The sequence below is a fragment of the Pseudomonas sp. SG-MS2 genome, assembly GCF_009933855.1.
GTDB lineage: Bacteria > Pseudomonadota > Gammaproteobacteria > Pseudomonadales > Pseudomonadaceae > Aquipseudomonas > Aquipseudomonas putida_E.
In genome coordinates this window covers 1-23,460 of record NZ_MOMO01000102.1, presented here as the reverse complement: position 1 = coordinate 23,460, position 23,460 = coordinate 1, and the positions used below count along the sequence as shown (strand labels likewise).

General features: G+C 62.3%; 21 protein-coding genes and 1 pseudogene. 13 read left to right on the top strand and 9 right to left on the bottom strand.

Annotated elements, in window-relative coordinates; genetic code table 11:
* Positions 1-201 (top strand): annotated as a pseudogene (locus tag BLX42_RS08380) (DoxX family protein); the annotation flags it as partial.
* A gap of 73 nt (positions 202-274) precedes the next feature.
* On the opposite strand, the gene BLX42_RS08375 reads toward BLX42_RS08380, so the two are convergent.
* From BLX42_RS08375 to BLX42_RS08365, 3 genes are all read right to left on the bottom strand, one after another.
* On the bottom strand, positions 275-826 hold the full coding sequence (locus tag BLX42_RS08375) for a DUF4174 domain-containing protein (protein ID WP_161871553.1): 552 nt from the start codon (positions 824-826) through the stop codon (positions 275-277).
* Between the two features lie 245 nt (positions 827-1,071).
* Positions 1,072-3,432 carry a DNA polymerase II gene (locus tag BLX42_RS08370; protein WP_046787224.1) on the bottom strand — a complete coding sequence of 787 codons (2,361 nt, stop codon included), beginning with the start codon at positions 3,430-3,432 and terminating at the stop codon, positions 1,072-1,074.
* A gap of 73 nt (positions 3,433-3,505) precedes the next feature.
* Positions 3,506-4,426: a LysR substrate-binding domain-containing protein gene (locus tag BLX42_RS08365; protein ID WP_161871552.1), complete on the bottom strand. Its 921-nt coding sequence runs from the start codon at positions 4,424-4,426 to the stop codon at positions 3,506-3,508.
* 159 nt (positions 4,427-4,585) lie between these two features.
* Between BLX42_RS08365 and BLX42_RS08360 the strand changes: the two genes are divergently transcribed.
* From BLX42_RS08360 to BLX42_RS08325, 8 genes are all read left to right on the top strand, one after another.
* Positions 4,586-5,368: a YqcI/YcgG family protein gene (locus tag BLX42_RS08360; RefSeq protein ID WP_046787226.1), complete on the top strand. Its 783-nt coding sequence runs from the start codon at positions 4,586-4,588 to the stop codon at positions 5,366-5,368.
* 2 nt (positions 5,369-5,370) lie between these two features.
* Positions 5,371-5,997, top strand: a complete 627-nt coding sequence (locus tag BLX42_RS08355; RefSeq protein WP_039604614.1) for a LysE family translocator — start codon at positions 5,371-5,373, stop codon at positions 5,995-5,997.
* 42 nt (positions 5,998-6,039) lie between these two features.
* On the top strand, positions 6,040-7,134 hold the full coding sequence (locus BLX42_RS08350; RefSeq protein ID WP_161871551.1) for a hypothetical protein: 1,095 nt from the start codon (positions 6,040-6,042) through the stop codon (positions 7,132-7,134).
* Positions 7,135-7,332: 198 nt separating this feature from the next.
* A complete protein-coding gene (locus BLX42_RS08345; RefSeq protein ID WP_217433349.1) occupies positions 7,333-7,986 on the top strand; it encodes a sel1 repeat family protein in 654 nt (217 codons plus the stop codon).
* Positions 7,987-8,082: 96 nt separating this feature from the next.
* Positions 8,083-8,784: an AzlC family ABC transporter permease gene (locus tag BLX42_RS08340; RefSeq protein ID WP_046787357.1), complete on the top strand. Its 702-nt coding sequence runs from the start codon at positions 8,083-8,085 to the stop codon at positions 8,782-8,784.
* Positions 8,781-9,095 (top strand): AzlD domain-containing protein, encoded by a 315-nt coding sequence (locus BLX42_RS08335; protein WP_012313792.1) that lies wholly within the window; start codon positions 8,781-8,783, stop codon positions 9,093-9,095. The genes BLX42_RS08340 and BLX42_RS08335 overlap by 4 nt, the downstream gene beginning before the upstream one ends.
* Positions 9,092-9,925, top strand: a complete 834-nt coding sequence (locus BLX42_RS08330) for an AraC family transcriptional regulator (RefSeq protein ID WP_161871549.1) — start codon at positions 9,092-9,094, stop codon at positions 9,923-9,925. The genes BLX42_RS08335 and BLX42_RS08330 overlap by 4 nt, the downstream gene beginning before the upstream one ends.
* 40 nt (positions 9,926-9,965) lie before the next feature.
* Entirely contained in the window at positions 9,966-10,193 is a 228-nt protein-coding gene (locus BLX42_RS08325; RefSeq protein ID WP_161871548.1) for a hypothetical protein, read from the top strand.
* A gap of 33 nt (positions 10,194-10,226) precedes the next feature.
* Here BLX42_RS08325 and BLX42_RS08320 read toward each other — a convergent pair whose 3' ends face one another.
* The 5 genes from BLX42_RS08320 to BLX42_RS08300 all read right to left on the bottom strand — a co-directional run bounded on the left by BLX42_RS08320 (position 10,227) and on the right by BLX42_RS08300 (position 15,627).
* On the bottom strand, positions 10,227-10,715 hold the full coding sequence (locus tag BLX42_RS08320) for a copper chaperone PCu(A)C (RefSeq protein ID WP_046787231.1): 489 nt from the start codon (positions 10,713-10,715) through the stop codon (positions 10,227-10,229).
* Positions 10,715-11,323: an SCO family protein gene (locus tag BLX42_RS08315; RefSeq protein WP_012313788.1), complete on the bottom strand. Its 609-nt coding sequence runs from the start codon at positions 11,321-11,323 to the stop codon at positions 10,715-10,717. The genes BLX42_RS08320 and BLX42_RS08315 overlap by 1 nt, the downstream gene beginning before the upstream one ends.
* A 213-nt stretch (positions 11,324-11,536) precedes the next feature.
* Entirely contained in the window at positions 11,537-12,121 is a 585-nt protein-coding gene (gene nfuA / locus BLX42_RS08310; RefSeq protein ID WP_012313787.1) for a Fe-S biogenesis protein NfuA, read from the bottom strand.
* Between the two features lie 58 nt (positions 12,122-12,179).
* Positions 12,180-13,214: an acyltransferase gene (locus BLX42_RS08305; protein WP_161871547.1), complete on the bottom strand. Its 1,035-nt coding sequence runs from the start codon at positions 13,212-13,214 to the stop codon at positions 12,180-12,182.
* Between the two features lie 112 nt (positions 13,215-13,326).
* A complete protein-coding gene (locus tag BLX42_RS08300; protein ID WP_161871546.1) occupies positions 13,327-15,627 on the bottom strand; it encodes a fatty acid cis/trans isomerase in 2,301 nt (766 codons plus the stop codon).
* 169 nt (positions 15,628-15,796) lie between these two features.
* Here BLX42_RS08300 and metH point away from each other — a divergent pair, with 169 nt between their 5' ends.
* A complete protein-coding gene (metH, locus tag BLX42_RS08295; protein WP_161871545.1) occupies positions 15,797-19,504 on the top strand; it encodes a methionine synthase in 3,708 nt (1,235 codons plus the stop codon).
* A 77-nt stretch (positions 19,505-19,581) separates the two neighbouring features.
* Positions 19,582-19,800 carry a DUF2970 domain-containing protein gene (locus tag BLX42_RS08290; RefSeq protein ID WP_161871544.1) on the top strand — a complete coding sequence of 73 codons (219 nt, stop codon included), beginning with the start codon at positions 19,582-19,584 and terminating at the stop codon, positions 19,798-19,800.
* A 266-nt stretch (positions 19,801-20,066) separates the two neighbouring features.
* On the opposite strand, the gene BLX42_RS08285 is transcribed toward BLX42_RS08290, so the two are convergent.
* A complete protein-coding gene (locus BLX42_RS08285) occupies positions 20,067-21,143 on the bottom strand; it encodes an ABC transporter substrate-binding protein (RefSeq protein ID WP_161871543.1) in 1,077 nt (358 codons plus the stop codon).
* Between the two features lie 215 nt (positions 21,144-21,358).
* Between BLX42_RS08285 and BLX42_RS08280 the strand changes: the two genes are divergently transcribed.
* Positions 21,359-23,011, top strand: a complete 1,653-nt coding sequence (locus tag BLX42_RS08280) for a nitrite/sulfite reductase (protein ID WP_125923259.1) — start codon at positions 21,359-21,361, stop codon at positions 23,009-23,011.
* On the top strand, positions 22,995-23,460 hold a 466-nt coding region (locus BLX42_RS08275; RefSeq protein ID WP_161871542.1), incomplete at its 3' end, for a DUF934 domain-containing protein. The genes BLX42_RS08280 and BLX42_RS08275, both read left to right, overlap by 17 nt.

Genomic DNA, 23,460 nt, shown 5'->3' with positions numbered 1-23,460 from the left:
GCGGTGCACTGGCCTGCGCACTGGTCGGACCTGGCAGAATTGGCGAAGGGTTACGCCATCACCGATCTAGGGTTCGGCAACTACAAGCTGCCCCTGATCTACCTGGTTGCACTGCTGCCATTGCTGCTCAAAGGTGCCGGGAAGCTAAGCATTGATCACTGGATCAAACGGCACATCACGGTCCAGGCCCGAACAGCATGAAATGCAAAGGGCCCGGAGCGTACAGCCCACGAGCCCTTTGCTGCCCCACCAGGGGTGATACGCGTAGCTGACGTCAGTCTTCCAATGGCTTGGGCGGCGCTGCCGGCTTGGCCGGTTTGGCGGGCTTGCTGTCCTTGGCCTTGGGCTCTGCTGCCGCAGCGACAGGCTCCGGTGCCGTCACGGCCTTTTCGCTGGCCGGCAGCTCATCGACGGCTTTGATGATGGCCTGCGGGTCGATCTTTTCACCTGTATCGTCATCCTTGAGCATGTGCCGCTCACCGTCTTTACCCACCAGGATGACCTTGGTGCCCTTGCTGGCGCCGAGCTTGAGCTCACGTATCAGCGCCATGGTGGTCTGCTGCTCGAGGTTCTTGTCCTCCCGCTTGCCCATCATGTTGGCGACGCTGTAGATCACCAGGCCACGCTCCTTGAACGCAGCCTGGGTGGCAGGGTCTTTCAAGGCATCGTTCAACCCCCGCAAGGTCGGGTCGGCGGAACTGGGGGCAATGATCACCAATGGTCGTGCCTTGCCCAGTTCCTTGGCCAGCGGAGCGTCGCTGTCGGCGGCGAACAGAGGGCCAGTGACGGCGAGCAGGGTGGCGAGGGTCAGTGACCGGACGAGCATACGCATCTCCTTATTGTCTCGATAAAACAGTGACTACAGATCACGGAGAAAAATCCGACCCGGAGCCTAAACCACTTCGAACATCAGAGGGCCAGGGAAAAGTAACTGGCAGTTTCCAATGGTGACCGATACCAGGATGGCAGCCTTTTCGGAAACGGCCGATACCCAAACTCAGCATAGCCCAAAGCCACTAACGGCAACCTGCGCTCCCTCCCGCTCGCCTGAAGGGGCGCTTGAGCCGGCACTCAGAACAGCAACAGCTGACGGTCGGTCAACGCCGCAAAGTCATCACCGACAAAGGGCAGGATGGCATCGGCCACAGGCTGTAACTGGCGGCTGAGGTAGTGGTCGTAGTCGATCGGCGACTGCAGGTTTTCCATGGGTTCAGGGCCGGCTGTGGTGATCACGTAACTGATCCAGCCGCCATTCTGATATTGCCGGGCACGCCCCAGGCGGCTGTTGTACTCATCGGCCAGGCGTGCTGCGCGTACATGTGGCGGGACATTGCGCAGGTAGTCGGCCAACGGGCGGCGCAGGCGTTTGCGGTAGATCAGCAGCTCATCCAGCTCACCGGCCAGGGTCTGTTGGACGAACCCGCGTACATAGTCACGGTACGGCTCGCCCCGGAAGATTCGCCCATATAACGCCTGCTGGAACTGCCTGGCCAAGGGCGACCAATCGGTGCGCACCGACTCCAGGCCTTTGTACACCATGTCCTCGCTGCCGTCGGCGCGCTGAACCAGGCCGGCGTACCGCTTCTTGCTGCCCTCGTCGGCGCCGCGGATGGTCGGCATCAGAAACCGCCGATAATGGGTCTCGAACTGCAACTCCAGCGCGCTTTCCAGGCCCAAGGTTTCACGCAGGTGCTGCTGCCACCACAGGTTGACCTCGGCCACCAGCGCGCGGCCGGTACGCGCCGCCGCCTCTTCACCCTGTGCACCCTTGAGCCAGACGAAGGTGGAATCGGTGTCGCCGTAGATAACGTCATAGCCTCGTGCCTCGATCAGCGCGCGGGTCTGGCGCATGATCTGGTGCCCGCGCATCGTGATCGAAGACGCCAGGCGCGGGTCGAAGAAGCGGCAACCGCTTGAGCCGAGCACCCCGTAAAACGCATTCATGATGATCTTGAGTGCCTGCGATAGCGGCGCGTTGCCTTCACGCTTGGCCTCCTCCCTGCCCTGCCAGACCCGTTCGACGATCGCGGGCAGGCAATGCCGGCTGCGCGAGAAACGCCCGCCGCGAAAGCCTTCGACGGAGTGCGTGTCATCCGGCTGGCGCAGGCCTTCGACCAGGCCTACCGGGTCGATCAGGAAAGTACGGATGATCGAGGGGTACAGGCTTTTGTAGTCGAGCACCAGCACCGAGTCATAGAGCCCCGGGCGCGAGTCCATGACAAAACCACCCGGGCTGGCTTCATCCGGGCGACTGCCCAGATTGGGCGCGACGAAGCCCAGCCGATGCATCTGCGGGATATACAGGTGACAGAACGCTGCCACCGAGCCACCGCTGCGGTCTACCGCCAGCCCGGTCACCGATGAGCGCTCCAGCAGAAACTCCAGCAGCCGGGTATGCGCAAAAATACGCGTCACCAGCTCGCAGTCCTTGAGGTTGTAACGCGCCAACGACGGCTTGTCCTCGGCGAACATGCGGTTGATCTCGTCCATGCGCTGGTAAGGCGTGTCGATCGCCTTGCCTTCCCCCAGCAAGGTCTGAGCGACGTTTTCCAGGCTGAACGAAGGGAAGCTCCAAGTGGCAGAGCGCAGCGCTTCGATGCCGTCGATCAACAAGCGGCCGGGCGCATCGGCGAACACATGGCTACGGTTGGCGTGGGCGCGCACAGTCATGGGCGCACCGTTACGCCCCAGGTTCAACGGCACCTGAAGCAGCTTGGCGTGCTCATGCAACAGGCGCAGGTCAAATTGCACCAGGTTCCAGCCGATGATCGCATCCGGATCATGCCTGGCCATCCACTGGTTCAGGCAGTCGAGCAGTGCCGCCCGGTCGTTGCAGTAGTGCAGGTCGAAATCCACGGCGTCGGGCTGGCCATTGGCGGGCCCTAGCATGAACACCTGCCGCTGGCCGCAGCCTTCCAGCGCAATGCTGTACAACTCGCCGCGCTCGCTGGTCTCGATGTCCAGCGATACCAGGCGCAGCGGCGGGCGGTAGTGCGCCAAGGGTTTGAGCTGAGCCTCGCAGATGACACCCTGGGCATCAGGCTGGCCGGTAAACTGCACGGCGGCGGTGATGAAGCGCTCCATCAGGTAGCGTTCGGGGGGGCGGATATCAGCTTCGAACACCTCGACGCCGGCACCGCGCAAGCGCTGTTCCAGTTGCATGAGTTGCCGGTGCTGACGGCAATACACGCCCAGCACCGGACGATGTTGGAAATCCTGCAGGCGCAGGGGCCTGATTTCGACACCGGCCTCGCCTGCCAGCAACAGCCGCGCATGCTCGACCTGCGCCTGCAGGATGAACGCCACCGACTCCTGCGGGGCCAGGCGCAACAGCCGCGGCCCCTGGTCGGTGGCCAGCCAGAACTCCACGCAGGTGCCTTGGGGCGTGTCATGCCAATGCCGGGTCAGGACAAAGCCCTGCTGCAACTCCACTGCGTTGTCCTCGGTGCGACGGATAGGTCGGATGCGACGATTCTACCCTTGCGCGGGGGGCCTGTGCGGGCAATCAGCCATACAGGTAGTTGATGTCCTTGTAGGCCAATGGCGGCACCTGCCCCAGCAGAAAATCGCGCAGCTTGTGCATCTGCCGCGCCTTGGGGCTGGACTTGAGCCAGGTCATGTAATACCCGTCTCCGGTCGCCACTGCATGCTTGAACGGGGTGACCAGGCGCCCTGCGGTCAGGTCGGCACTGGCCAGCACCAGGTCGACCACGGAAATCCCCAAGCCCTGCTGGGCCGCAGAAATGCCCTGGTCGAGGGTGTCGAACACCTGGCCCTGATCGATGCTGATGTCCAGGGCATCCATGCGCGCCAGCCAACGCCGCCAGTCGCGCCGGTCCGACGAAGGATGCAGCAGTTCACACTGGCGCAGGTCACCCAGTGCCGACTGCTCATGCGCCATGTAGTCCGGGTGGCACACCGGAATCAGCCATTCGTCGAACAGCTTGAAACTCTCGATGTCGGCGGCAAACCGGCCGTTGGACAAGAGGAAGGCGCAATCGTAGGGCTCGGAGTAAAAGTCCACCGTGTCGATGTCCATCCAGACGCTCGACAATTGCACGCTGCAGCTGTCATCGACTTTCTTGAAGGCATCCAGCGCCCGCAACAACCAGCGAACTGTCAGCGTCGAGGGCGCCTTCAAGCGCAGGCCGTAGCGGTCCTGGCGCAGCAGTGCACAGGCGTTTTCGATGATCTTGAAGCCGACCTTGAGCTCCTGGGCCAGCAGGCGCCCATGTTCGGTGAGGCTCAACTTGGGCCCCCGTCGCTCGAACAGGTCGCAGCCGAACAGGCCCTCGAGGGTCTTGATGTGGTGGCTGACGGCGCCTTGGGTCAGTGCCAGCTCTTCGGCCGCGCGGGTGAACGACCCGTAACGTGAGGCGACCTCGAAGGCACGCAGAGCGTGCAACGCCTGGATCCGTTCCGACATGATCCCCCCGAAGCATGAGTGAGACTAATAGTAGGTCATAGTACCACGCGTTTTACAACGTAAGGTACGCCTCAGAAAATGCAGGTAAACAACCAAGATAAGCCAATAACCTGCCTGCATGTGTCTTGAACTTTCTGCTAATTCACGCCTGGGGAAATCATGTTTACGGGTTATGGAAACTGCTATCGCCTGGATGCGCTAGAGCTGGCCGCTGAACATGTCCGGAACACGCATCACTGGACGCACAAAACCATACAGCATTTTCGCAACATCCTCGCAAACCCTGACTTTCCGTGCCTGTTCGGGCGCAAGGCGGTGGCCGGTGAATCCTGCCACATCCTTTTCGCCCGCGCCGAACAGCTCGCCGATGACATCGCACAAGGCCTGGCCGAATACGTGCGCACCATAGCACCGGTGCCGGTCAAGCAACGCATTGGCAGCCCGCTGGTGGTGTTCCTCGAAACGGCCGCCGACAGCAGCCTGGCCGAACAGCAGGCGCTGGCCTGGAAGGTGCTGCGCGGCGTGCATGCCCGTGACCCACACCCGTGGCCACAAGCGATCCCGGCCGACCCACACGACAGTGGCTGGTCGTTCTGCTACGCCGGCATGGCGCTGTTCATCAACATGAACTTTCCCGGCCACCATCAAATGAAAAGTCGCAACTTGGGCAATCACATCACCTTCGTCATCAACCCGCGGGAAAACTTCGACGAAGTGGCCAATGCCGGCACCGAGAGCGGCAAGCGCATCCGTGCACGCATCCGCGAACGCGTGCAGCACTACAACGACGGCGTGATGCCCGACAGCCTGGGCTTCTTCGGCCAGGCCGACAACTTCGAATGGAAGCAATACCAACTGCAGGAAGCAGGCTCGCTCAACCCGTCGCGCTGCCCCTTTCATGCCCACGTCCACGCAACAACCGACACCCAGATCGAGAACTGACCGTGAATACCGCACTGACCGCTACCTACGCCCTGACCGTACTGCTGCTGATCGCCACACCAGGCCCGGTGGTGGCATTGATCGTCAACACCGCCGCGGCCTCTGGCTCGCGCAAGGCCATGTTCACCGCCGTGGGCACCAACTGGGCTTCCCTGGTGCTGATCGGCGCCGCGGCCTGGGTCATCCTTACCAGTGCAGCCATCGACAAGGCCTGGCTCAGCGGCATGAGCCTGCTCGGCTGCCTGTTCATCGGCTACATCGCCGTAGGCACCTTGCGCGAATGCCTGCAGGCGCCTGCCTGCGAGACGCTGGCGCAAACGCCCAAAGCCGGGCGTGGCGGTTTGTGGCAAGGCTTCATGGTCGGTATTTCCAACCCCAAGGACATCATCTTCTTCATCGCCTTCTTCCCACAGTTCATCCAGATCACCGAATCGTTCGGCAAAAGCATGATGGTGCTGTCCCTGTTGTGGGTAGCCATCGACTTCGCCGTGCTCAGCCTTTACATCTTTGCCATCGGCAAGATCGCCTCGCAGCGTAGCAACCGGATGATTTCGCTGGCCTCGGGGGTTGCCCTGTTGCTGATCGCCGTCGGCGGCCTGGCCTACAACATCAAAGAGCTGGCGGGCTGACGCCTCGGTGCGAGACGCCACGCCGGACAACAAGGAACGCCCATGAGCCCGTCCAATACCGCAACATTCGGCCCGGGCCTCCCTGCGCCGCTGTCGCTCGACTACCAGCGCTTCCTGCAACTGGGCAGCCGCCGTGCCCCGCACACCCTGCATGTGCACGAAAGCGGCTACCGTTCCGGCACCATCAACACCGATGCGCTCGGTTTGCGCTACAGCCATTGCGCCGGCAAGCGATTCTCGGCCGCCGAGTATGGCGGCACCGGCCGTGTAAACTTGCTCGTCGGCGGTTCGACCGCATTGGGCATCGGTGCCAGCTCCGATGAGAATACGGTGGCATCACAGCTGTCGATGCTCACCGGGGAAGTGTGGTTGAGCCTGGCTGGCTGTGGGCTCAATGCCAGCCAGGAACTGCTGCTGTTTCTCACCCATCAGCACCGTTTTGGCGAAGTCGGCCACGTGGTGGTGCTCAGCGGGATCAACACCTTGGCCCACGAGGGCCTGGGTGAGGTGCTGGGCGGCCCGCACGCTGCGCTGCACGCCAAGGTCTATCAGCAATACCTCAACAGTTTCAACGAAGGCATGCTGCCTACCGGCCCGGCACGCCGGGACTCGCTGTGGCAACGCCTCGGCCAGGCCCTTGCCCCGCGCCGGCCCACGCCGGTGCCCGCCTGGCCCTTGTCCGCCCCGCAGAAGCGCCTGGCGCATGCTGCCGACAGCATTGGCCGCACCTTGCGCCAGTGGGAACGCATGCTTGCCGACAGCCACGCCACCCTTACCTTCATTCTTCAACCGCTGCTGCCATGGTGCCGTGAAACGCTGCCTGCCGGAGAGCAAGCCATGCTGTCGGCATTGGAACAGCAACCGACCAACTTCGACCGACTGCTTGAAGGCGCCTTCGACAGTCAACTGCACATGGCCTTCTTCAGGCGCATCAAGAGCCAGGCAGATCCGGTGCCGTGTTACGACATGAACAGCATGCTGAGCAGCTCCCCTGTATTCGGGGCCGAGCTGTTCATTGATCGCTTGCACCTGAACGATTTGGGCAACAATGCGCTGGCCAAGGTGATCACCGCCAAACTGGGCCTGGCCCAGGAAAAACATGCTCAACGCAAGGTCACACCGATCAAGCTCGTCTGACAAATGTGCGTTGCCCTTTCGGTCGGGGCTTCCGGTTGGCTAGAATAGGCCGTCGTTCCGATACGCCAGAGGCGAACGTGTACTTGTCATGAACACCCGAGCCGTCTACCAGTACCTTTCCACTTATCCGGGCTGTGGTGCCAGTGAGGCCTGCCTGTGAGTGGTTTCGCCCGCGTGCCCGCACTACTCATCTCGCTGATGCCGTTTGCCGCACAAGCGCTCGACGTGCGTATCGACCCGCATGCCGACCTGCTTTATCGCCAAGCCCTGCCATTGCTGGAGCAGGCCGACAACCAGGACGATAACGCCAACACGCTGCGCACTGCCATTGGCGGCGATCCGGAACTCAAACGCCAGGGCCAGGCCATGGCCCGTACGCTTCCAACTGCGGTAGCCCTGCTTGAAAAGTCAGTGGAACTCGGCCATCCCGTGGCCCAATACCGCCTGGCGCTGTACTACACGACCTACCTGCCAGCGGCGCAAATCCCTGATGCTGCATGCCCCTTGCTCGAGGCCAGCCTACAACAGGGCTTTGCCCCACCCGCGACGGCGATCGCCACCTGGTGCCCACCGTATAACGCCAGCCCCCGTTACCGCCAAGCGCTCGAAGCGATCCCGGGCATGGCCACGCTGTATGCGCCCTACTACCCGCAACCGGCCACTCGGCTGGCTTGCAGCCGCAGCCAGCCACAAGGGCTGGAAATGCAGTGGGGGCGTCAACGCGACTATCAGGCCGAGGTGTATCGGTTGCTGGGCGACCTCGATCCGCAGCACCGCCGGGACTTGCTGCAAAAGGCGGTGGAAATCAATGGTTGCGCAGCAGCACAACGGCGGTTGACCAGCCAGCGTTGAACGTTGTTCTGGCAGTGGCAAACCAGCAAGATCGTTCAAGCCACCTGCCCCGCCCTCTGGCATGCTGCGCTGCCGAACAACAGTGTTGCAGCCATCATGCAAAGCAGTCCGCCTATTGCCCGCCAAGCTTTTCTGCACGGCGCCATCGCCATTGTTCCCTTATCGCTGGCCGTTGCCCCTTGGGGCCTGCTTGCGGGCTCGATGGCCATCGAGGCCAACCTCAGTGCCTGGGAGGGTCAGGGCTTGTCGGCGATCGTGTTCGCTGGCGCCGCGCAACTGGTAGCCATCGGCATGCTCAAGGGCGGCGCCAACCTGCTGTCGATTTTGCTGACCACACTGCTGCTCACCTCGCAGCATCTGCTTTACGGCTTGTCGATGCGCCCGGTGCTGTCGAACCAGCCGCTGCGCTGGCGCCTGGGCCTGGGTTTCCTGTTGACCGATGAGTTCTTCGCGTTGACCAGCCACTATGACCAACAGCAATTCAACCGCTGGTACGCGCTAGGTGTCGGCCTGACCTTCTACGTGGCCTGGAACCTGTTCACCCTGGCCGGGATCGTGCTGGGCCAGAACATCCCGCACCTGGACCAGTTGGGTCTGGATTTTTCCATTGTCGCCACCTTTGTCGCCCTGATCGCCCCACTGGTGCGCAACCTCGCCACGGTAGTGTGCGTGGCGGTGTCGCTGTTCTGTTCAGTGCTTTTCAGCTACTGGCACTGGGAAACCGCGTTGGTAGCCGCTGGCCTGCTGGGCATGGCTGCCGGATTTGTCTGCCAGAAATTTTCCGGAGGCCGCGCATGACCTGGCTACTGATCTTTGCCATGGGCGCCGTAGTGTTCCTCAATCGCTACGCTTTCCTGGAACCGCGCCTACCGCTGCGCCTGAGCTCCAATGCCCGGCAGTTTCTGGGTTTTGCCGTGCCGGGCATGCTCACCGCCATTTGCGGGCCTATCGTCTTCCTGCCCGGCCACCAGTTGGACCTGAGCCCGCTCAACCCCTACCTGCTGGGGGCTGTAGTGGCCATCGTTCTGGTGTTGTTGACCCGCAGTGTATTGCTGAGCATGCTGGTGAGCATGTTTATCTTCTTCCTGCTGCGCAGCTGGCTGACATGAGCACGCCCCTGCGCGAACAGACCCACCTTTGGCAGGCGCCCGCGCTGGGCGATGTCGAGATGCTGCATGCGCGCTACATTCAGCAACGCTTCGCCCCACATGTTCACGAGGGTTACGTGTTCACCGTGATCGAGTCGGGTGCCCAGCGCTTCTGGCACCGCGGCAGCGAGCACCTGGCGCCTGTGGGCAGCATGGTGCTGATCAACCCTGACGAACTGCATACCGGCGCCACAGCCCATGAGGCTGGCTGGCGCTACCGCGGGTTTTATCCGGAGCATGAACGGGTGACCGGCGTGCTCGACGAGCTGGAACTGGGCCGCCACGGCATGCCCTGCTTCAAGGACAGCGTGATCCAGGACCCGGCCCTGGCCATGGCCTTCAGCAAGCTGCATCAGCTGTCCGAAGCCAGCGCCAGTGCCCTGCAGCAACAGACCGCCTGGCGCCAGGCGGTTCTGGCCCTGGTACAACGACACGGGCAATGCGCTGAACCCACTCCCCCTGGCCACGAACCACTGGCCGTAGCCCGCGCCCGCGAGATGCTGGAGAGCCAACTGGCAGAACCGCCATCGCTCGAAGCACTGGCGGGCGCGGTTAATTTATCGCCGTTCCATTTCGCCCGGGTGTTCCGCCAGGCCACCGGCCTGCCACCGCATGCCTGGCTGAAGCAACGGCGCCTGGCCCGTGCCCGGGAAATGCTCAAGAGCGGCGTGGCTGCGACCCACGTGGCTTTCAACCTGGGCTTCGCTGACCAGAGCCACTTAAGCCGGCAATTCAAACAGGCCTATGGCGTGACGCCAGGCGCCTATCGCACCGCCTGCCTGCAAGGGTAACTGCTGCTACACTGACAAGGCTGAATTGGAGGATCCTGCCATGTCCGAAAGAGAGCTCACCACCCTCATATCGTTGATGAACCAGCGCCAGGCCTGCCTGAGCAGTGCCTGCAAAGAGATCGCCGACTGGATCGACCGGCAGGGTGACGTGCCCGCCGCTGGCAAGATCCGCGCAAGCCTCAAGGCCCTGGAGGCCGACGAAGCCCAGGTCCGCAAGAGCTTGACCTCGCTGACCCTGGAAAGGCCGCTGCCGCGTTTTCGCAGCTGAATGAAGTGGGGCCGCTTAGCGGCCCCGGGTCAATCAGTGCTTCATGTGCATGTGGTCGTGCCCACCGCCCATCTCGGCGTTGAGCGCCCGTACCTCTGCCTGCACTTCCAAGGTTTCCTTGCCACCCTTGGCATCTTCCACGGTCAAGGTCAGCGGGACTTTGTCACCCTCCTTCACCTGCTGGGTCAAGCCCATCAGCATCACGTGATAGCCATTGGGGTCCAGGCTCACGGGCTTGCCGGCTGGCAGCTGCACGGCCTCGACCTGTTTCATGCCCATCACATCACCGTTCATGGTCATCTCATGCACTTGCACAGTCTTGGCCACAGGCGATGCTACCCCTATCAGCTTGCTGTCGCTGCTGGCAGTCAGGGTCATGAACGCACCGGTGGACTGCTGGTGCGGTACGCTGGCACGTACCCAGGCATCGCTGACAGTGGTCTGGGCCAAAGCCGGCAGCGCCAGGCCCAGCAGGGCAATAGCGGCCAGGCCGCGCTTGAACGGGTGCAGTGAAACAGCCATTAGCAGATCTCCATCAGGGTGACCAGGTCTTCGGCGCATTCCTTGGCGTTCAGGGAATGGCCCAGGCTCAGGCGCAGGGTGCCACGCGTGTCGTAGACGTAGCTGGTGGACGAATGTGAGATGGTGTAGGTATCACCGGCCGGGACCTTCTCGTAGAACACCTTGAACTCCTTGGCCACCTCGGCGATTTCCTCCGGGGTGCCAGTCAGGGCCATGAACGAGGGGTCGAAGGCCTTGACGTAGGCGTCGAGCACTTCGGGGGTGTCGCGCTCAGGGTCCAGGGTGATGAACACCACCTGGAACAGATCGCGGTCGCGGCCCCGGAGCTGCTTGCGGATTTGCGCCGCTCGCGCCAGGGTGGTCGGGCAGACTGCCGGGCACTGGGTGAACCCGAAGAAGATCATCGGCATGCTGCCGTAGAAGCTCGACAGGGTGACGTCGTTGCCCTTGGTATCCTTGAGACGGAACTTGCGCCCCAGGATTTCGTTGCTCATGTTCTTGCCGTACTTGAACTCGAGCCCTCGGGCCGGGTTGCAGCCTGCCAGCAGGCCGAGCCCGAGAACGCCCATCCCGGCGACGACTGCGCGCCGGGTCAACAGATCATTCATGGAACCATCCTTTAAAGGGAAGGTGCCGACCCTCGGGACGGGCCGGCCGAAAAACCGGGGCATTCTGGCATGACGCCCCAAGCGCTTCTACCCGACCAAGGCGGTGATGGCTTGCAGCCCTTTAAACACGGGCTGCGGCCTGTTGTCGCAGGGGTTGAATCCGTAACAGTTTGTTGCTAAGAGCTGGTGGCCAGCCGCTCGCCAAACTACCGATCAGTAGTACGCGTTTTCTTTCTGGGTGTGGTCAGTCACATCCCGCACGCCCTTGAGCTCCGGAATGCGTTCGAGCAGGGTCCGCTCGATGCCGTCCTTCAGGGTTACGTCGGCCTGACCGCAGCCTTGGCAACCACCACCGAACTGCAACACGGCAATGCCGTCGTCGACCACATCCACCAGGCTGACCTGGCCACCGTGGCTGGCCAGACCCGGGTTGATCTCGGTCTGCAGGTAGTAGTTGATACGCTCGTTGATCGGGCTGTCTTCGTTGACCATCGGTACTTTGGCGTTCGGCGCCTTGATGGTCAGCTGGCCGCCCATGCGGTCGGTGGCGTAGTCGACCAGCGCGTCTTCCAGAAACGGCACGCTGACGGCATCCAGGTAGGCAGTGAAGCTCTTCAGACCCACGGCGGTGTCGTCAGGCTTTTCTTCGCCCGGCTTGCAGTAGGCAATGCAGGTTTCGGCGTACTGGGTGCCCGGCTGGGTGATGAAAACGCGGATGCCGATGCCAGGCGTGTTCTGCTTGGAAAGCAGATCGGCCAGGTAATCATGGGCGGCGTCGGTAATGGTTATAGCGCTCATGGAAGTTCCTCACAGACTTGCGGCCAAGTGTACGCCAAGCTGGCCTTCGAACAAAGTCCTAGCATTTGACTCGGGAAAGAGCAAACGCCGGCGTTTGCTCCCGCGGTGCCGCCAGCCACGCCTGCATCCGCCGGTACAGGCCCCGTTCCAGCCACTGGTAGCTGAACCACGACATTAGTCCAATGGACGGCACGCACAGCGCAAAGACCAGGTAGGGGTTCAAGTGCAGGCGCTGGCTGGCGAACCAGCCCGCGTACAGCACCAGCACGTGGATCAGGTACACCGAGTACGAGCAGTCCCCCAATGCCTTGAGCAGCCGGTTGCCCTGGAAGTACGGCTCAAGCGCTACAAATGCCAGCACTATCAGTGCACCGGGAAGGCCCCAATGCAAGAGCCGTTGGGACGCGTCCAGGTGGTAGATCGCGTAGCCCGCCACGCCCAGCACCGCCAGCGGCAACCACAACCCCTCGCGCACCAGGCCGCGGCGATACAGCACACCGATGCCGATACCGAGCAGAAACTCGTAGATGATGCCGTTGTTGTAGAAGCGGCTGAGCACGCCAAGGCGGCCCAGCACTTCGCTGACCAGCAGCAGTGCAGCGGTCACCAGCAGCAACTGGTGGCGCTGCCGGACAAGGAATGCCAGGCCAAACAAAAGGTAGAAGAACATCTCGAAGTTCAGCGTCCAGCCAACGTTCAAGGTCGGGTACAGGCCGTAGCCACCTGGGTTCTCTGCCGGAATGAACAGCATCGAGAGCAATAGGTGATGCCAGGTGAATGCCTGGTGTGGCATCCATTGGCTGAAGGCCAGCAGCAGTAGCGCCATCAACAGGGTGTAGAACCAGTAGGCAGGGACGATTCGCAACGCGCGGTTGAGCAGGAACCGACGCGGCTCAACGGGCTTGTCTCGGGTCGAAAGGTAGATCACCAGCCCGCTGATGACGAAGAAGATGTCGACGCCCACCGCGCCGCGGTCAGTGAGCAGTTGGCCGATGGGGCCAGTGGCATGGAAGTCGAAAAATATCTGCATGAAATGGTGGCAGACCACCACCCAGGCGGCGAACGCCCGCAGTGCCTGAAGCGAATACAGCATGGATCACCCTGCGATTGCCTTGGTGCATTGAGGCCACAGTGGGGCTGCCTGGCAGCCCCGGACCACCCAACCTTTCCGACCGCAGGTGTGCCGGAAAGGTCAGCGCAACCGATCAGAGGTTCTCGTAGCGGTTCATGTCCAGCACCCCGGCCTCCAACGGCTGGGTTTCCTTGATATAGGTGCTCAGGTCGTGGAAGTAACGCCAGAACTGCGGGTGGCTGCGGCGCACGCCCCAACGCATGACGATACGTTCAAACCTGGCGGCATCGTCGCGCGCGTATTCCATGTCTTCGACGAACTCCGGCACATCCGCTGCCGGGATGTTGAAGATGAAATTCGGGTAACTGCTGAGCACGCCGGGGTACAAGGTCAGGGTATCGAGCCCCGGCTGGTAGCGCGCAGCCTCACCCAGCAGGAACGCGACATTGCTGTGCGCACGGTTGCGCAGCAGGCTGTAGACCTGACGCTGGCCGCCTTGCCCTTCGATGCGCAGCAAGGTGGCTTCAGGCAACTGGTTGATCACCTTAAGGCCTGCGGCCGGGCGTGATACGAGACGGCTGAGCGACTGCTCGACGTTACGGAATTCTTCATTCATCTGCGGCCGCGAGCAGTAAGCACCCTGGCAGCGGTTGATCGGGTCGGGCGCGGCGTTCAGGCTGCCGGTGCGCTGCAGCAGCTTGAGGCCGAAGTCGCGCTTGGGGTCGCGTGGGTCGAGCCTGATGCCGCTCGGCGTGTCAGTGTCGATGTCTTCATAGTCGAGCCACATCTTCACTTTGCCGCTGTTCTGGTACCAGTCGCTGAGAATTGCACCACGCTGGTCCGCTGGCATCAGGCGCAGGAAGTTGACCTCGGCACCATTGCGGATCAGATCGAAGTACAGCCGCGTCTGCAACTGGTGCGAGACATTGCCGAATACATCGAAGTTGACCGCCAGCTGGTAATAGGTGCGTTCGAATAGCGGGTAGTCGAACAGCCACACCGTCAGCGGCACATCGCCGACCAGGCCCTTGGTCACCGAAGCGCTGTCGAAGTGGCGGAAGATGCTGAGCAGCGCATTGTCGTTGCCGGCCCACAGGGTCGACCAGCCCGGCGCCGGCATTTCGGCGTAGGCCTCGCGACGCAGTTTTTCATACTCGTTGCGCTTGTCACGGTAGGCATGCCAGAGGTTGAGCACACTGCCCACGTCATCGATCTGGCCCGGCATGGCGAGCAACGGTGTGGCCTGGCCACGGTACGCAGCATCGGTGACGTAGCGGTCGTGCGCCGGCTCCTGGAACAGCGCCCAGAAGTTATCGCGGATCACATCGGTAGCGATCTGCCCACGGCACACCGGCCCACGGATGAAGGTGCGGACGAAGTACTCGGCGTTGTCCAGCATGAACTGGTAGCGCGCCACCGCCGGGATCGCCTCGAAGGTCTCGAACGGGTTGGCCCGGTGGCGCGGCCCATAGCCCGGCAGCGCGCTGGCGTGCCAGTCACCGGCATAGAACAGCTGCTTCACGCGCTTGAGCTTTTGCGGCCCCATCGGGTAGGTGATGTGGGTTTTATGCACGATCACACCCTGCACCGGAATCAACCGGTAATAAAAGTCGGTACCCGGCGGGTCGTTGGGGCGGCGCGTGGCAATCAGGTCGACCGGCTGGCCGCTGGGCGTGCGCGAGCGCACCCACTGGAAGAAGTGGCCCTGCTCGCCGCCGACGAAATGGATGTGCGCCAGGAACAGGTGCTCGTACAGCCAGCGCCCGACCAAGGCCTCGGTAGAGCCCGGTCGATTGAGCAGCTCTTCCCAGTCGGCAATCTGTTTGGCCTCGGCCGCGCTGGGTTGAATGGGCTCATACTCGACCGGCGCACCTGCAGCCAGCCAACCCTGCAGGGTCTGGTATTCCTTATCGGTCAGGCCAGTGACCGCCAGCGGCATACCCTCTTTGGGGTGGGCGCCGGCATAGGCATCGAACTCATGGGGCAACGGGCACATGTTGTTGCGCGCGAGCCCCAGGACGATATCGTCGGGCAGCTTGGCGTTGGGGGTAAGCGGCGCCTTGTGCCCCAGCTCCAGCATGCGTGCCATCAATGCGGCCTGGCTGCCCTGGCCGTCGAGCACGGAATAGAAGCCCTTCTTGCGCCACTGCTCTTCGCTGTGCGCATCGTAGAACAGCCGTGTGGTCGGGACTGCCTTGCTCCTTTCACCTTGGTACACCGGTACCTTGGTTGCACCACGCACTGCGCCTTCGGGGCTCTCCAGCTTCAGCTGGCAGGCGGCGTCGTTGCAGGCATGGCAGGCCACGCACTTCTCGGTGAAAATCGGTTGAATGTCCCGGGTGTAGGAAATTACCGCGCTCGATTGGGGGGCTTGTGCGAGCGCGACGCTGCTGAGCAGCAGCGCGAAAGCGCCGACAAGAAAACGATGCACCATGTGCCGAAAGTCCTGGGTTCTAGAAAAGCCATCACGTTTGCCTGGTCGACCATGGGTGCTTCACGGCGCAACATGAACGAAATTCATGCGAATGGCCAATGCGCCTAAAAACCGCGCAGCTTTGTTATGATTCCGCACCTTCTGATATTCGCCCGACCAGGTAGTTCCTATGTCCGACCGCAGCGCTCGTCTCCAAGCACTCCAGCACGCACTCAATGAGCGCATTCTGATCCTCGACGGCGGCATGGGTACTATGATCCAGAGTTACCGCCTCGAGGAACACGACTATCGTGGCACGCGCTTCGCCGATTGGCCAAGCGATGTAAAAGGTAACAACGACCTGCTGCTGCTCAGCCGCCCCGATGTCATCGCTGCCATCGAGAAGGCGTACCTGGACGCCGGCGCCGATATTCTCGAAACCAACACCTTCAACGCCACGCAGATTTCCCAGGCCGACTACGGCATGGAGTCGCTGGTCTACGAGCTGAACGTCCAGGGCGCGCGCATCGCCCGCCAGGTGGCGGACGCCAAGACCCTGGAGACGCCGGACAAGCCACGCTTCGTTGCCGGCGTGCTCGGCCCGACCAGCCGCACCTGCTCGATTTCCCCGGACGTCAACGACCCCGGCTACCGCAACGTCACCTTCGACGAACTGGTGGAAAACTACATCGAGGCGACCCGCGGGCTGATCGAGGGTGGCGCCGACCTGATCCTCATCGAGACCATCTTCGACACGCTCAACGCCAAGGCGGCGATCTTCGCCGTGCAGCAGGTGTTCGAAGATGACGGCATCGAACTGCCGATCATGATCTCCGGCACCATCACCGATGCCTCGGGCCGTACCTTGTCCGGCCAGACTACCGAAGCGTTCTGGAACTCGGTACGCCATGCCAAGCCGATTTCCGTCGGCCTGAACTGCGCGCTGGGCGCGAAGGACCTGCGCCCTTACCTTGAAGAGCTGTCGACCAAGGCCGACACCCACGTTTCCGCCCACCCCAATGCCGGCCTGCCGAACGCCTTCGGCGAGTACGACGAAACCCCGGCCGAGATGGCTGCCGTGGTCGAAGAGTTCGCGGCCAGTGGTTTCCTCAACATCATCGGCGGTTGCTGCGGTACCACGCCCGGGCACATCCAGGCCATCGCCCAGGCCGTGGCCAAATACAAGCCGCGCCAGATCCCGGAAATCGCCAAGGCCTGCCGGCTGTCGGGCCTGGAACCGTTCACCATCGACCGCCAGTCGCTGTTCGTCAACGTCGGTGAGCGCACCAACATCACCGGCTCCGCCAAGTTCGCCCGGCTGATCCGCGAAGAAAACTACACCGAAGCGCTGGAGGTCGCCCTGCAGCAGGTAGAGGCCGGCGCTCAGGTAATCGACATCAACATGGACGAAGGGATGCTCGACTCCCAGGCAGCCATGGTCCGTTTCCTCAACATGATTGCAGGCGAGCCGGACATCTCTCGCGTGCCGATCATGATCGACTCGTCGAAATGGGAAGTGATCGAGGCTGGCCTCAAATGCATCCAGGGCAAGGGCATCGTCAACTCGATCTCCATGAAGGAAGGCGTCGAGCAATTCAAGCACCACGCCCGCCTGTGCAAACGCTACGGCGCGGCCGTGGTGGTGATGGCCTTCGACGAGGTCGGCCAGGCCGACACCGCCGCGCGCAAGAAGGAAATCTGCCAGCGCAGCTACGACATCCTGGTCAATGAAGTCGGCTTCCCGCCGGAAGACATCATTTTCGACCCGAACATCTTCGCCGTCGCTACCGGCATCGAAGAACACAACAACTATGCCGTGGACTTCATCGAGGCCTGCGCCTACATCCGTGACCACCTGCCACATGCGCTGAGCTCGGGCGGCGTGTCCAACGTGTCGTTCTCGTTCCGTGGCAACAACCCGGTGCGCGAGGCGATCCACTCGGTGTTCCTGTTCCACGCCATCCGCAACGGGCTGACGATGGGTATCGTCAACGCCGGCCAGCTGGAGATCTACGACGAGATCCCGGCCGAGCTGCGCGAGCGGGTCGAGGACGTGGTGCTCAACCGCACCCCCGAAGGTACCGATGCATTGCTGGCCATCGCCGACGACTACAAAGGCGGCGGCGCCACCAAGGAAGTCGAGAACGAGGCCTGGCGCTCACTGCCGGTCGGCAAGCGCCTGGAACATGCGCTGGTCAAAGGCATCACCGCACACATCGTCGAAGACACCGAGGAGTGCCGCCAGCAATGTGCGCGCCCGATCGAAGTCATCGAAGGGCCGCTGATGAGCGGCATGAACGTGGTTGGCGACCTGTTCGGCGCCGGCAAGATGTTCCTGCCGCAGGTGGTCAAGTCGGCGCGGGTGATGAAGCAGGCCGTGGCCCACCTGATCCCGTTCATCGAGGCCGAAAAAGGCGACAAGCCCGAAGCCAAGGGCAAGATTCTCATGGCGACGGTCAAGGGCGACGTGCACGACATCGGCAAGAACATTGTCGGCGTGGTCCTGGGCTGCAACGGCTATGACATCGTCGACCTCGGCGTGATGGTACCGGCAGAGAAGATTCTGCAGACCGCCCGCGACGAGAAGTGCGACATCATCGGTTTGTCCGGCCTGATCACCCCGTCGCTGGACGAGATGGTTCATGTAGCCCGGGAAATGCAGCGCCAGGGCTTCGAGCTGCCGTTGATGATCGGCGGCGCCACCACGTCCAAGGCCCATACCGCAGTCAAGATCGAGCCCAAGTACAGCAACGATGCGGTGATCTATGTGACCGACGCCTCCCGCGCGGTAGGTGTGGCCACCCAGTTGCTGTCCAAGGAACTCAAGCCCGGCTTCGTTGAAAAAACCCGCCTGGACTACATCGAAGTGCGTGAACGCACTGCCAACCGCAGTGCCCGCACCGAGCGCCTGAGCTACGCGCAGGCCGTGGCGGCCAAGCCGAAATACGACTGGGCCGCTTATCAGCCGGCGGTCCCTGCCTTCACAGGCGTCAAGGTGCTGGACAACATCGACCTGCGCACCCTGGCCGAGTACATCGACTGGACGCCGTTCTTCATTTCCTGGGACCTGGCCGGCAAGTTCCCACGCATCCTCACCGATGAAGTGGTGGGTGAAGCGGCAACCTCGCTGTACAAGGATGCCCGCGAGATGCTCGACAAACTGATCGACGAGAAGCTGATCAGTGCGCGCGCCGTGTTCGGCTTCTGGCCAGCCAACCAGGTTGCCGATGACGACATTCAGGTCTACGACGACAACGGTCAGCCCCTGGCCACCTTGCACCACCTGCGCCAGCAGACCATCAAGCCCGATGGCAAGCCGAACTTCTCCCTGGCCGACTTTGTCGCGCCCAAAGACAGCGGCGTCATCGACTACATGGGTGGCTTCATCACCACCGCCGGCATTGGTGCCGAGGAAGTGGCCAAGGCTTACCAGGACAAGGGCGACGACTACAGCTCGATCATGGTCAAGGCCCTCGCCGACCGCCTGGCCGAGGCCTGCGCCGAGTGGCTGCACGAGCAGGTGCGTAAAGAGCACTGGGGTTATGCGCGTGACGAGCACCTGGACAACGAGGCACTGATCAAGGAACAGTACAGCGGCATCCGCCCTGCCCCAGGCTACCCGGCCTGCCCGGACCATACCGAAAAAGAAACGCTGTTCCGCCTGCTCGACGGCACAGCCATCGGTGAAACCGGCCCCAGCGGCGTGTTCCTCACCGAGCACTTCGCCATGTTCCCGGCTGCGGCGGTCAGCGGCTGGTACTTTGCTCACCCGAAAGCGCAGTACTTTGCCGTGGGCAAGGTCGACAAGGACCAGATCGACAGCTACAGCGCACGCAAGGGCCAGGATGTCAGCGTCAGCGAGCGCTGGCTGGCACCGAACCTGGGGTACGACAGCTGACGTTCGTGGGGCCGCTTTGCGGCCCCATTTGCCATCTACACTGTCCCTGACTGCCTCTGAATATCCAAGGAGCCAGCATGGACGATCCCAGTCAAGGCAAACCCCCTACCTTCTGGCAGATGCTGCACAGCATCCTTGCCGCCGCGCTGGGTGTGCAGAGCGGCAAGAACCGCGCGCGCGACTTCACCCATGGCAAGGCCAGCCACTTCATCGCGCTGGGCGTACTGTTCACCTTGGTGTTCATCCTGATCCTGATCGGCCTGGTACGACTGGCGCTGCACCTGACCGCCCACTGAAACGCAACCCGCCCGCGTAATTCCCTTGCGCGGGCGGCTCAGGTTGCATCACGGCCTGGAGCTGAGGCTATTGGTGGCTGACCCAGTACACGGCAGTGACCACCACCAGAACGATCAGGCAGAGGATCGCCCAGGCATCGACGCTGCTGTCAGCTTTGCGGACCTTGGTTGTATTTCCCATTGCATTGCCTCTTGTAGTGGTTATGGGAATGCACTTCACAACCAGCAGTTAAGACGAGCAATGCCCTTCTCTCAAGCAGGGTTTTTCAGTAGTCGACAGGTGACGTCAGGAAGGGATACCGGTAAGTCGGCGGGCGTCCTTGGGCGCTGAAACGCTGGAAGTCGACACCATAGTCGTCCTGTTCCGCCAGCTTGAGCCAACGCTTTGCCTTGTCTGGATCGATCGACTGCAAAACCGGCATCACATGGTCGCGCTGACCATCCCGTGCGATATCCACACCATAGGCATCGTCATGCAGCATGACCATGGCCCAGCCGCCGAGACTGAAATGCCCACCCATCAGCACCCCCAGGCGCCCTTCGATGCGCGCTCTCAAGGCCTCGGGGGAGCTGTTGACGGCGCTGAACACTACATCTTGCCCAGGCTTGCGCCCCGCAGCCTCGAACGCGCGCATGGCGCCAAAGGCCATTTCGTCGTTGGCCGACCACACCAGCTTGATATCCGGGTAGCGCTGCAGCAACTGCTGCGCCTGTTCAAAGGCGCGCTGGCGGTTCCAGCCACCGTAAACCACCTGCCGCAGGCGCACCTGAGGGAAGTCGGCCAAGGCGCGACGCATGCCTTCTTCACGCAACTGCGAGGCGGGCGTGGTCTTGAGCCCGGTGAAAGCCACCAGGTCCACCGGCTCGTTACTGCGCGGCAGCAAAGCGACCATCTGGTGCAGCATCTGGTAACCGGCCTGCTCGTCATTGGCCGTCAAGGCCCCTAACAAAGCGCCGTACTTTGCGGGCTGGGCTTGAATGCTGCTCGCCTGGCTGGCAGTCAGCCCGTTGTTGACCAGTAACAGCTTGACCCCGCTACCTTGCGCCAGGCGAATGATCTGCGGCGCAACGTACCGCTCGTTGACCAGCACGAGGTATTCCGGGCGCTGCGGGCCCTTGAGCACCGCCCGGGCCTGACTCAGGGCGCGCTCGGGATTACGGGCGCTGTATTGCACCTGCAGCGCCATGCCCAGTTCATCAGCCGCCGCTTGCATGAAGCGCGAGTAACTGACCCAGAACGTCTCTGCGGGTAGGCCCGGATTGAGGAAAACCACCGAAGCGGCCTGAACGCTGGCTGCCAGCGGCAGGCTCAGGCACAAGCTGTAGCACAATGCCTTGAGCATGCGGTTACATCCTTACCAACAAACCCGCGAGTATAAACCTGCGGCGCTGAGTGACGGATAAACGCCAGTCAATCTCACTTAGTTCGTTTGGTTCTTTTCATATGCAAAAACATCACTTTAGCGCATAAACGCAACCTGATATCGTTTCCCCGCTCCGAACCGGAGTGCGCGGCCGTGCGCGCGAATAGCTGCATGCAGCCTGAGACAGGACTTTTATGTACGTATACGACGAGTACGATCAGCGGATCATCGAGGACCGCGTCAAGCAGTTCCGTGATCAGACCCGCCGCTACCTGGCCGGTGAGCTGAGCGAAGAAGAATTCCGCCCTCTGCGCCTGCAGAACGGCCTCTATATCCAGCGTTTCGCCCCGATGCTGCGCGTCGCCGTGCCCTACGGCCAGCTGAACGCCCGCCAGGTTCGCACACTGGCCAAGATCGCCCGCGATTACGACAAGGGCTATGCCCACATCTCCACCCGCCAGAACGTGCAGTACAACTGGCCGGCACTTGAAGACATCCCGGACATCCTTGCCGAACTGGCCACCGTGCAGATGCACGCGATCCAGACCAGCGGCAACTGCCTGCGCAACACCACCACCGACCAGTTCGCCGGTGTTGCCGCAGACGAAATCATCGACCCGCGCCCCTGGTGCGAGATCGTCCGCCAGTGGACCACCTTCCACCCGGAATTCGCCTACCTGCCGCGCAAGTTCAAGATCGCGATCAACGGCTCGAAAGAAGACCGCGCGGCCATCGAAGTGCACGACATCGGCCTGGAGCCGGTGCGCAACGCCGCCGGTGAGCTGGGCTTCCGCGTGCTGGTCGGGGGCGGCCTGGGCCGTACCCCGGTGGTCGGTTCGTTCATCAACGAATTCCTGCCGTGGCAAGACCTGATCAGTTATCTGGACGCCATCCTGCGCGTGTACAACCGTTACGGCCGTCGTGACAACAAGTACAAGGCGCGGATCAAGATCCTGGTCAAGGCCCTGACCCCGGAAGTGTTCGCCGAGAAGGTCGAGGCCGAAATGGCCCACCTGCGTGGCGGCAGCACCACCCTGACTGAAGAAGAAGTACAGCGTGTTTCGCGCCACTTCGTCGACCCGGACTACCTGGCCCTGGACAACGTTGACTACAGCGCCCAGGACGCCGAATACCCAGGCTTCGCCCGCTGGCGCTCGCGCAACACCCGCGCCCACAAGCGCCCTGGCTACGTGGCCGTGACCCTGTCGCTCAAGCCCACCGGCGTTGCCCCGGGCGACCTGACCGACAAGCAGCTGGACGCCGTGGCGGACCTGGCAGAGCGCTACAGCTTCGGCTTCCTGCGCACCTCGCACGAGCAGAACATCATCCTCGCCGACGTCGAGCAGCGTCAGCTGCACGCCCTGTGGATGGAGCTGCGCGAAGGTGGTTTCGCCACGCCGAATATCGGCCTGCTGACCGACATCATCTGCTGCCCTGGCGGTGACTACTGCTCGCTGGCCAACGCCAAGTCGATCCCGATCGCCGAATCCATCCAGCGCCGCTTCGACGACCTGGACTACCTGTTCGACATCGGCGAGATCGACCTGAACATCTCCGGCTGCATGAATGCCTGCGGCCACCACCACGTCGGCCACATCGGCATCCTCGGCGTGGACAAGAAGGGCGAGGAGTTCTACCAGGTGTCCCTGGGCGGCAACGCCGCGCGCGACGCGAGCCTGGGCAAGATCCTTGGCCCGTCCTTCGCCCAGGACGACATGGCCGACGTGATCGAGAAGCTGATCGCCGTGTACGTGGAGCAACGTACCGAGGAAGAGCGCTTCATCGACACCTACCAGCGTATCGGCATCGACCCTTTCAAGGAACGCGTCTATGCAGCGAATCATTAAGAACAACCAGATCGTCGACGAAACCTGGCACCTGCTGCCCAAGGAAACCACGATCGACGAACTGACCAACTGCGACGACTACATCGTCCCGCTGCAACTGTGGCGTGACCATGCCCATATGCTCAAGGCTCGCGACGGTGGCCTGGGCGTGTGGCTGGACAGCGATGAACAAGCGGAAGAGATCGGTGATGACGTGCAGTACTTTCAGGTCATCGCCCTGAACTTCCCGGCCTTCACCGATGGGCGCAACTACTCCAATGCGCGCCTGCTGCGCGACCGCTACCAGTTCAAGGGCGAGCTGCGCGCCATTGGCGACGTACTGCGTGACCAGTTGTTCTACCTGGCCCGCTGCGGTTTCGATGCCTTCGCCATCCGTGCCGACAAGGACCCGGAAGATGCCCTGCAAGGGCTGAAGGACTTCTCGGTGACCTACCAGGCCGCCACCGACG

What these genes read in the sequence shown, in the direction of transcription:
- BLX42_RS08375 (WP_161871553.1), bottom strand. Translation starts at nt 826, where the DNA reads ATGCTCGTCCGGTCACTGACCCTCGCCACCCTGCTCGCCGTCACTGGC.
- BLX42_RS08365 (WP_161871552.1), bottom strand. Translation starts at nt 4,426, where the DNA reads ATGTCGGAACGGATCCAGGCGTTGCACGCTCTGCGTGCCTTCGAGGTC.
- BLX42_RS08360 (WP_046787226.1), top strand. Translation starts at nt 4,586, where the DNA reads ATGTTTACGGGTTATGGAAACTGCTATCGCCTGGATGCGCTAGAGCTG.
- BLX42_RS08350 (WP_161871551.1), top strand. Translation starts at nt 6,040, where the DNA reads ATGAGCCCGTCCAATACCGCAACATTCGGCCCGGGCCTCCCTGCGCCG.
- BLX42_RS08345 (WP_217433349.1), top strand. Translation starts at nt 7,333, where the DNA reads ATGCCGTTTGCCGCACAAGCGCTCGACGTGCGTATCGACCCGCATGCC.
- BLX42_RS08340 (WP_046787357.1), top strand. Translation starts at nt 8,083, where the DNA reads ATGCAAAGCAGTCCGCCTATTGCCCGCCAAGCTTTTCTGCACGGCGCC.
- BLX42_RS08335 (WP_012313792.1), top strand. Translation starts at nt 8,781, where the DNA reads ATGACCTGGCTACTGATCTTTGCCATGGGCGCCGTAGTGTTCCTCAAT.
- BLX42_RS08330 (WP_161871549.1), top strand. Translation starts at nt 9,092, where the DNA reads ATGAGCACGCCCCTGCGCGAACAGACCCACCTTTGGCAGGCGCCCGCG.
- BLX42_RS08325 (WP_161871548.1), top strand. Translation starts at nt 9,966, where the DNA reads ATGTCCGAAAGAGAGCTCACCACCCTCATATCGTTGATGAACCAGCGC.
- BLX42_RS08320 (WP_046787231.1), bottom strand. Translation starts at nt 10,715, where the DNA reads ATGGCTGTTTCACTGCACCCGTTCAAGCGCGGCCTGGCCGCTATTGCC.
- BLX42_RS08315 (WP_012313788.1), bottom strand. Translation starts at nt 11,323, where the DNA reads ATGAATGATCTGTTGACCCGGCGCGCAGTCGTCGCCGGGATGGGCGTT.
- nfuA (WP_012313787.1), bottom strand. Translation starts at nt 12,121, where the DNA reads ATGAGCGCTATAACCATTACCGACGCCGCCCATGATTACCTGGCCGAT.
- BLX42_RS08305 (WP_161871547.1), bottom strand. Translation starts at nt 13,214, where the DNA reads ATGCTGTATTCGCTTCAGGCACTGCGGGCGTTCGCCGCCTGGGTGGTG.
- BLX42_RS08300 (WP_161871546.1), bottom strand. Translation starts at nt 15,627, where the DNA reads ATGGTGCATCGTTTTCTTGTCGGCGCTTTCGCGCTGCTGCTCAGCAGC.
- metH (WP_161871545.1), top strand. Translation starts at nt 15,797, where the DNA reads ATGTCCGACCGCAGCGCTCGTCTCCAAGCACTCCAGCACGCACTCAAT.
- BLX42_RS08290 (WP_161871544.1), top strand. Translation starts at nt 19,582, where the DNA reads ATGGACGATCCCAGTCAAGGCAAACCCCCTACCTTCTGGCAGATGCTG.
- BLX42_RS08285 (WP_161871543.1), bottom strand. Translation starts at nt 21,143, where the DNA reads ATGCTCAAGGCATTGTGCTACAGCTTGTGCCTGAGCCTGCCGCTGGCA.
- BLX42_RS08280 (WP_125923259.1), top strand. Translation starts at nt 21,359, where the DNA reads ATGTACGTATACGACGAGTACGATCAGCGGATCATCGAGGACCGCGTC.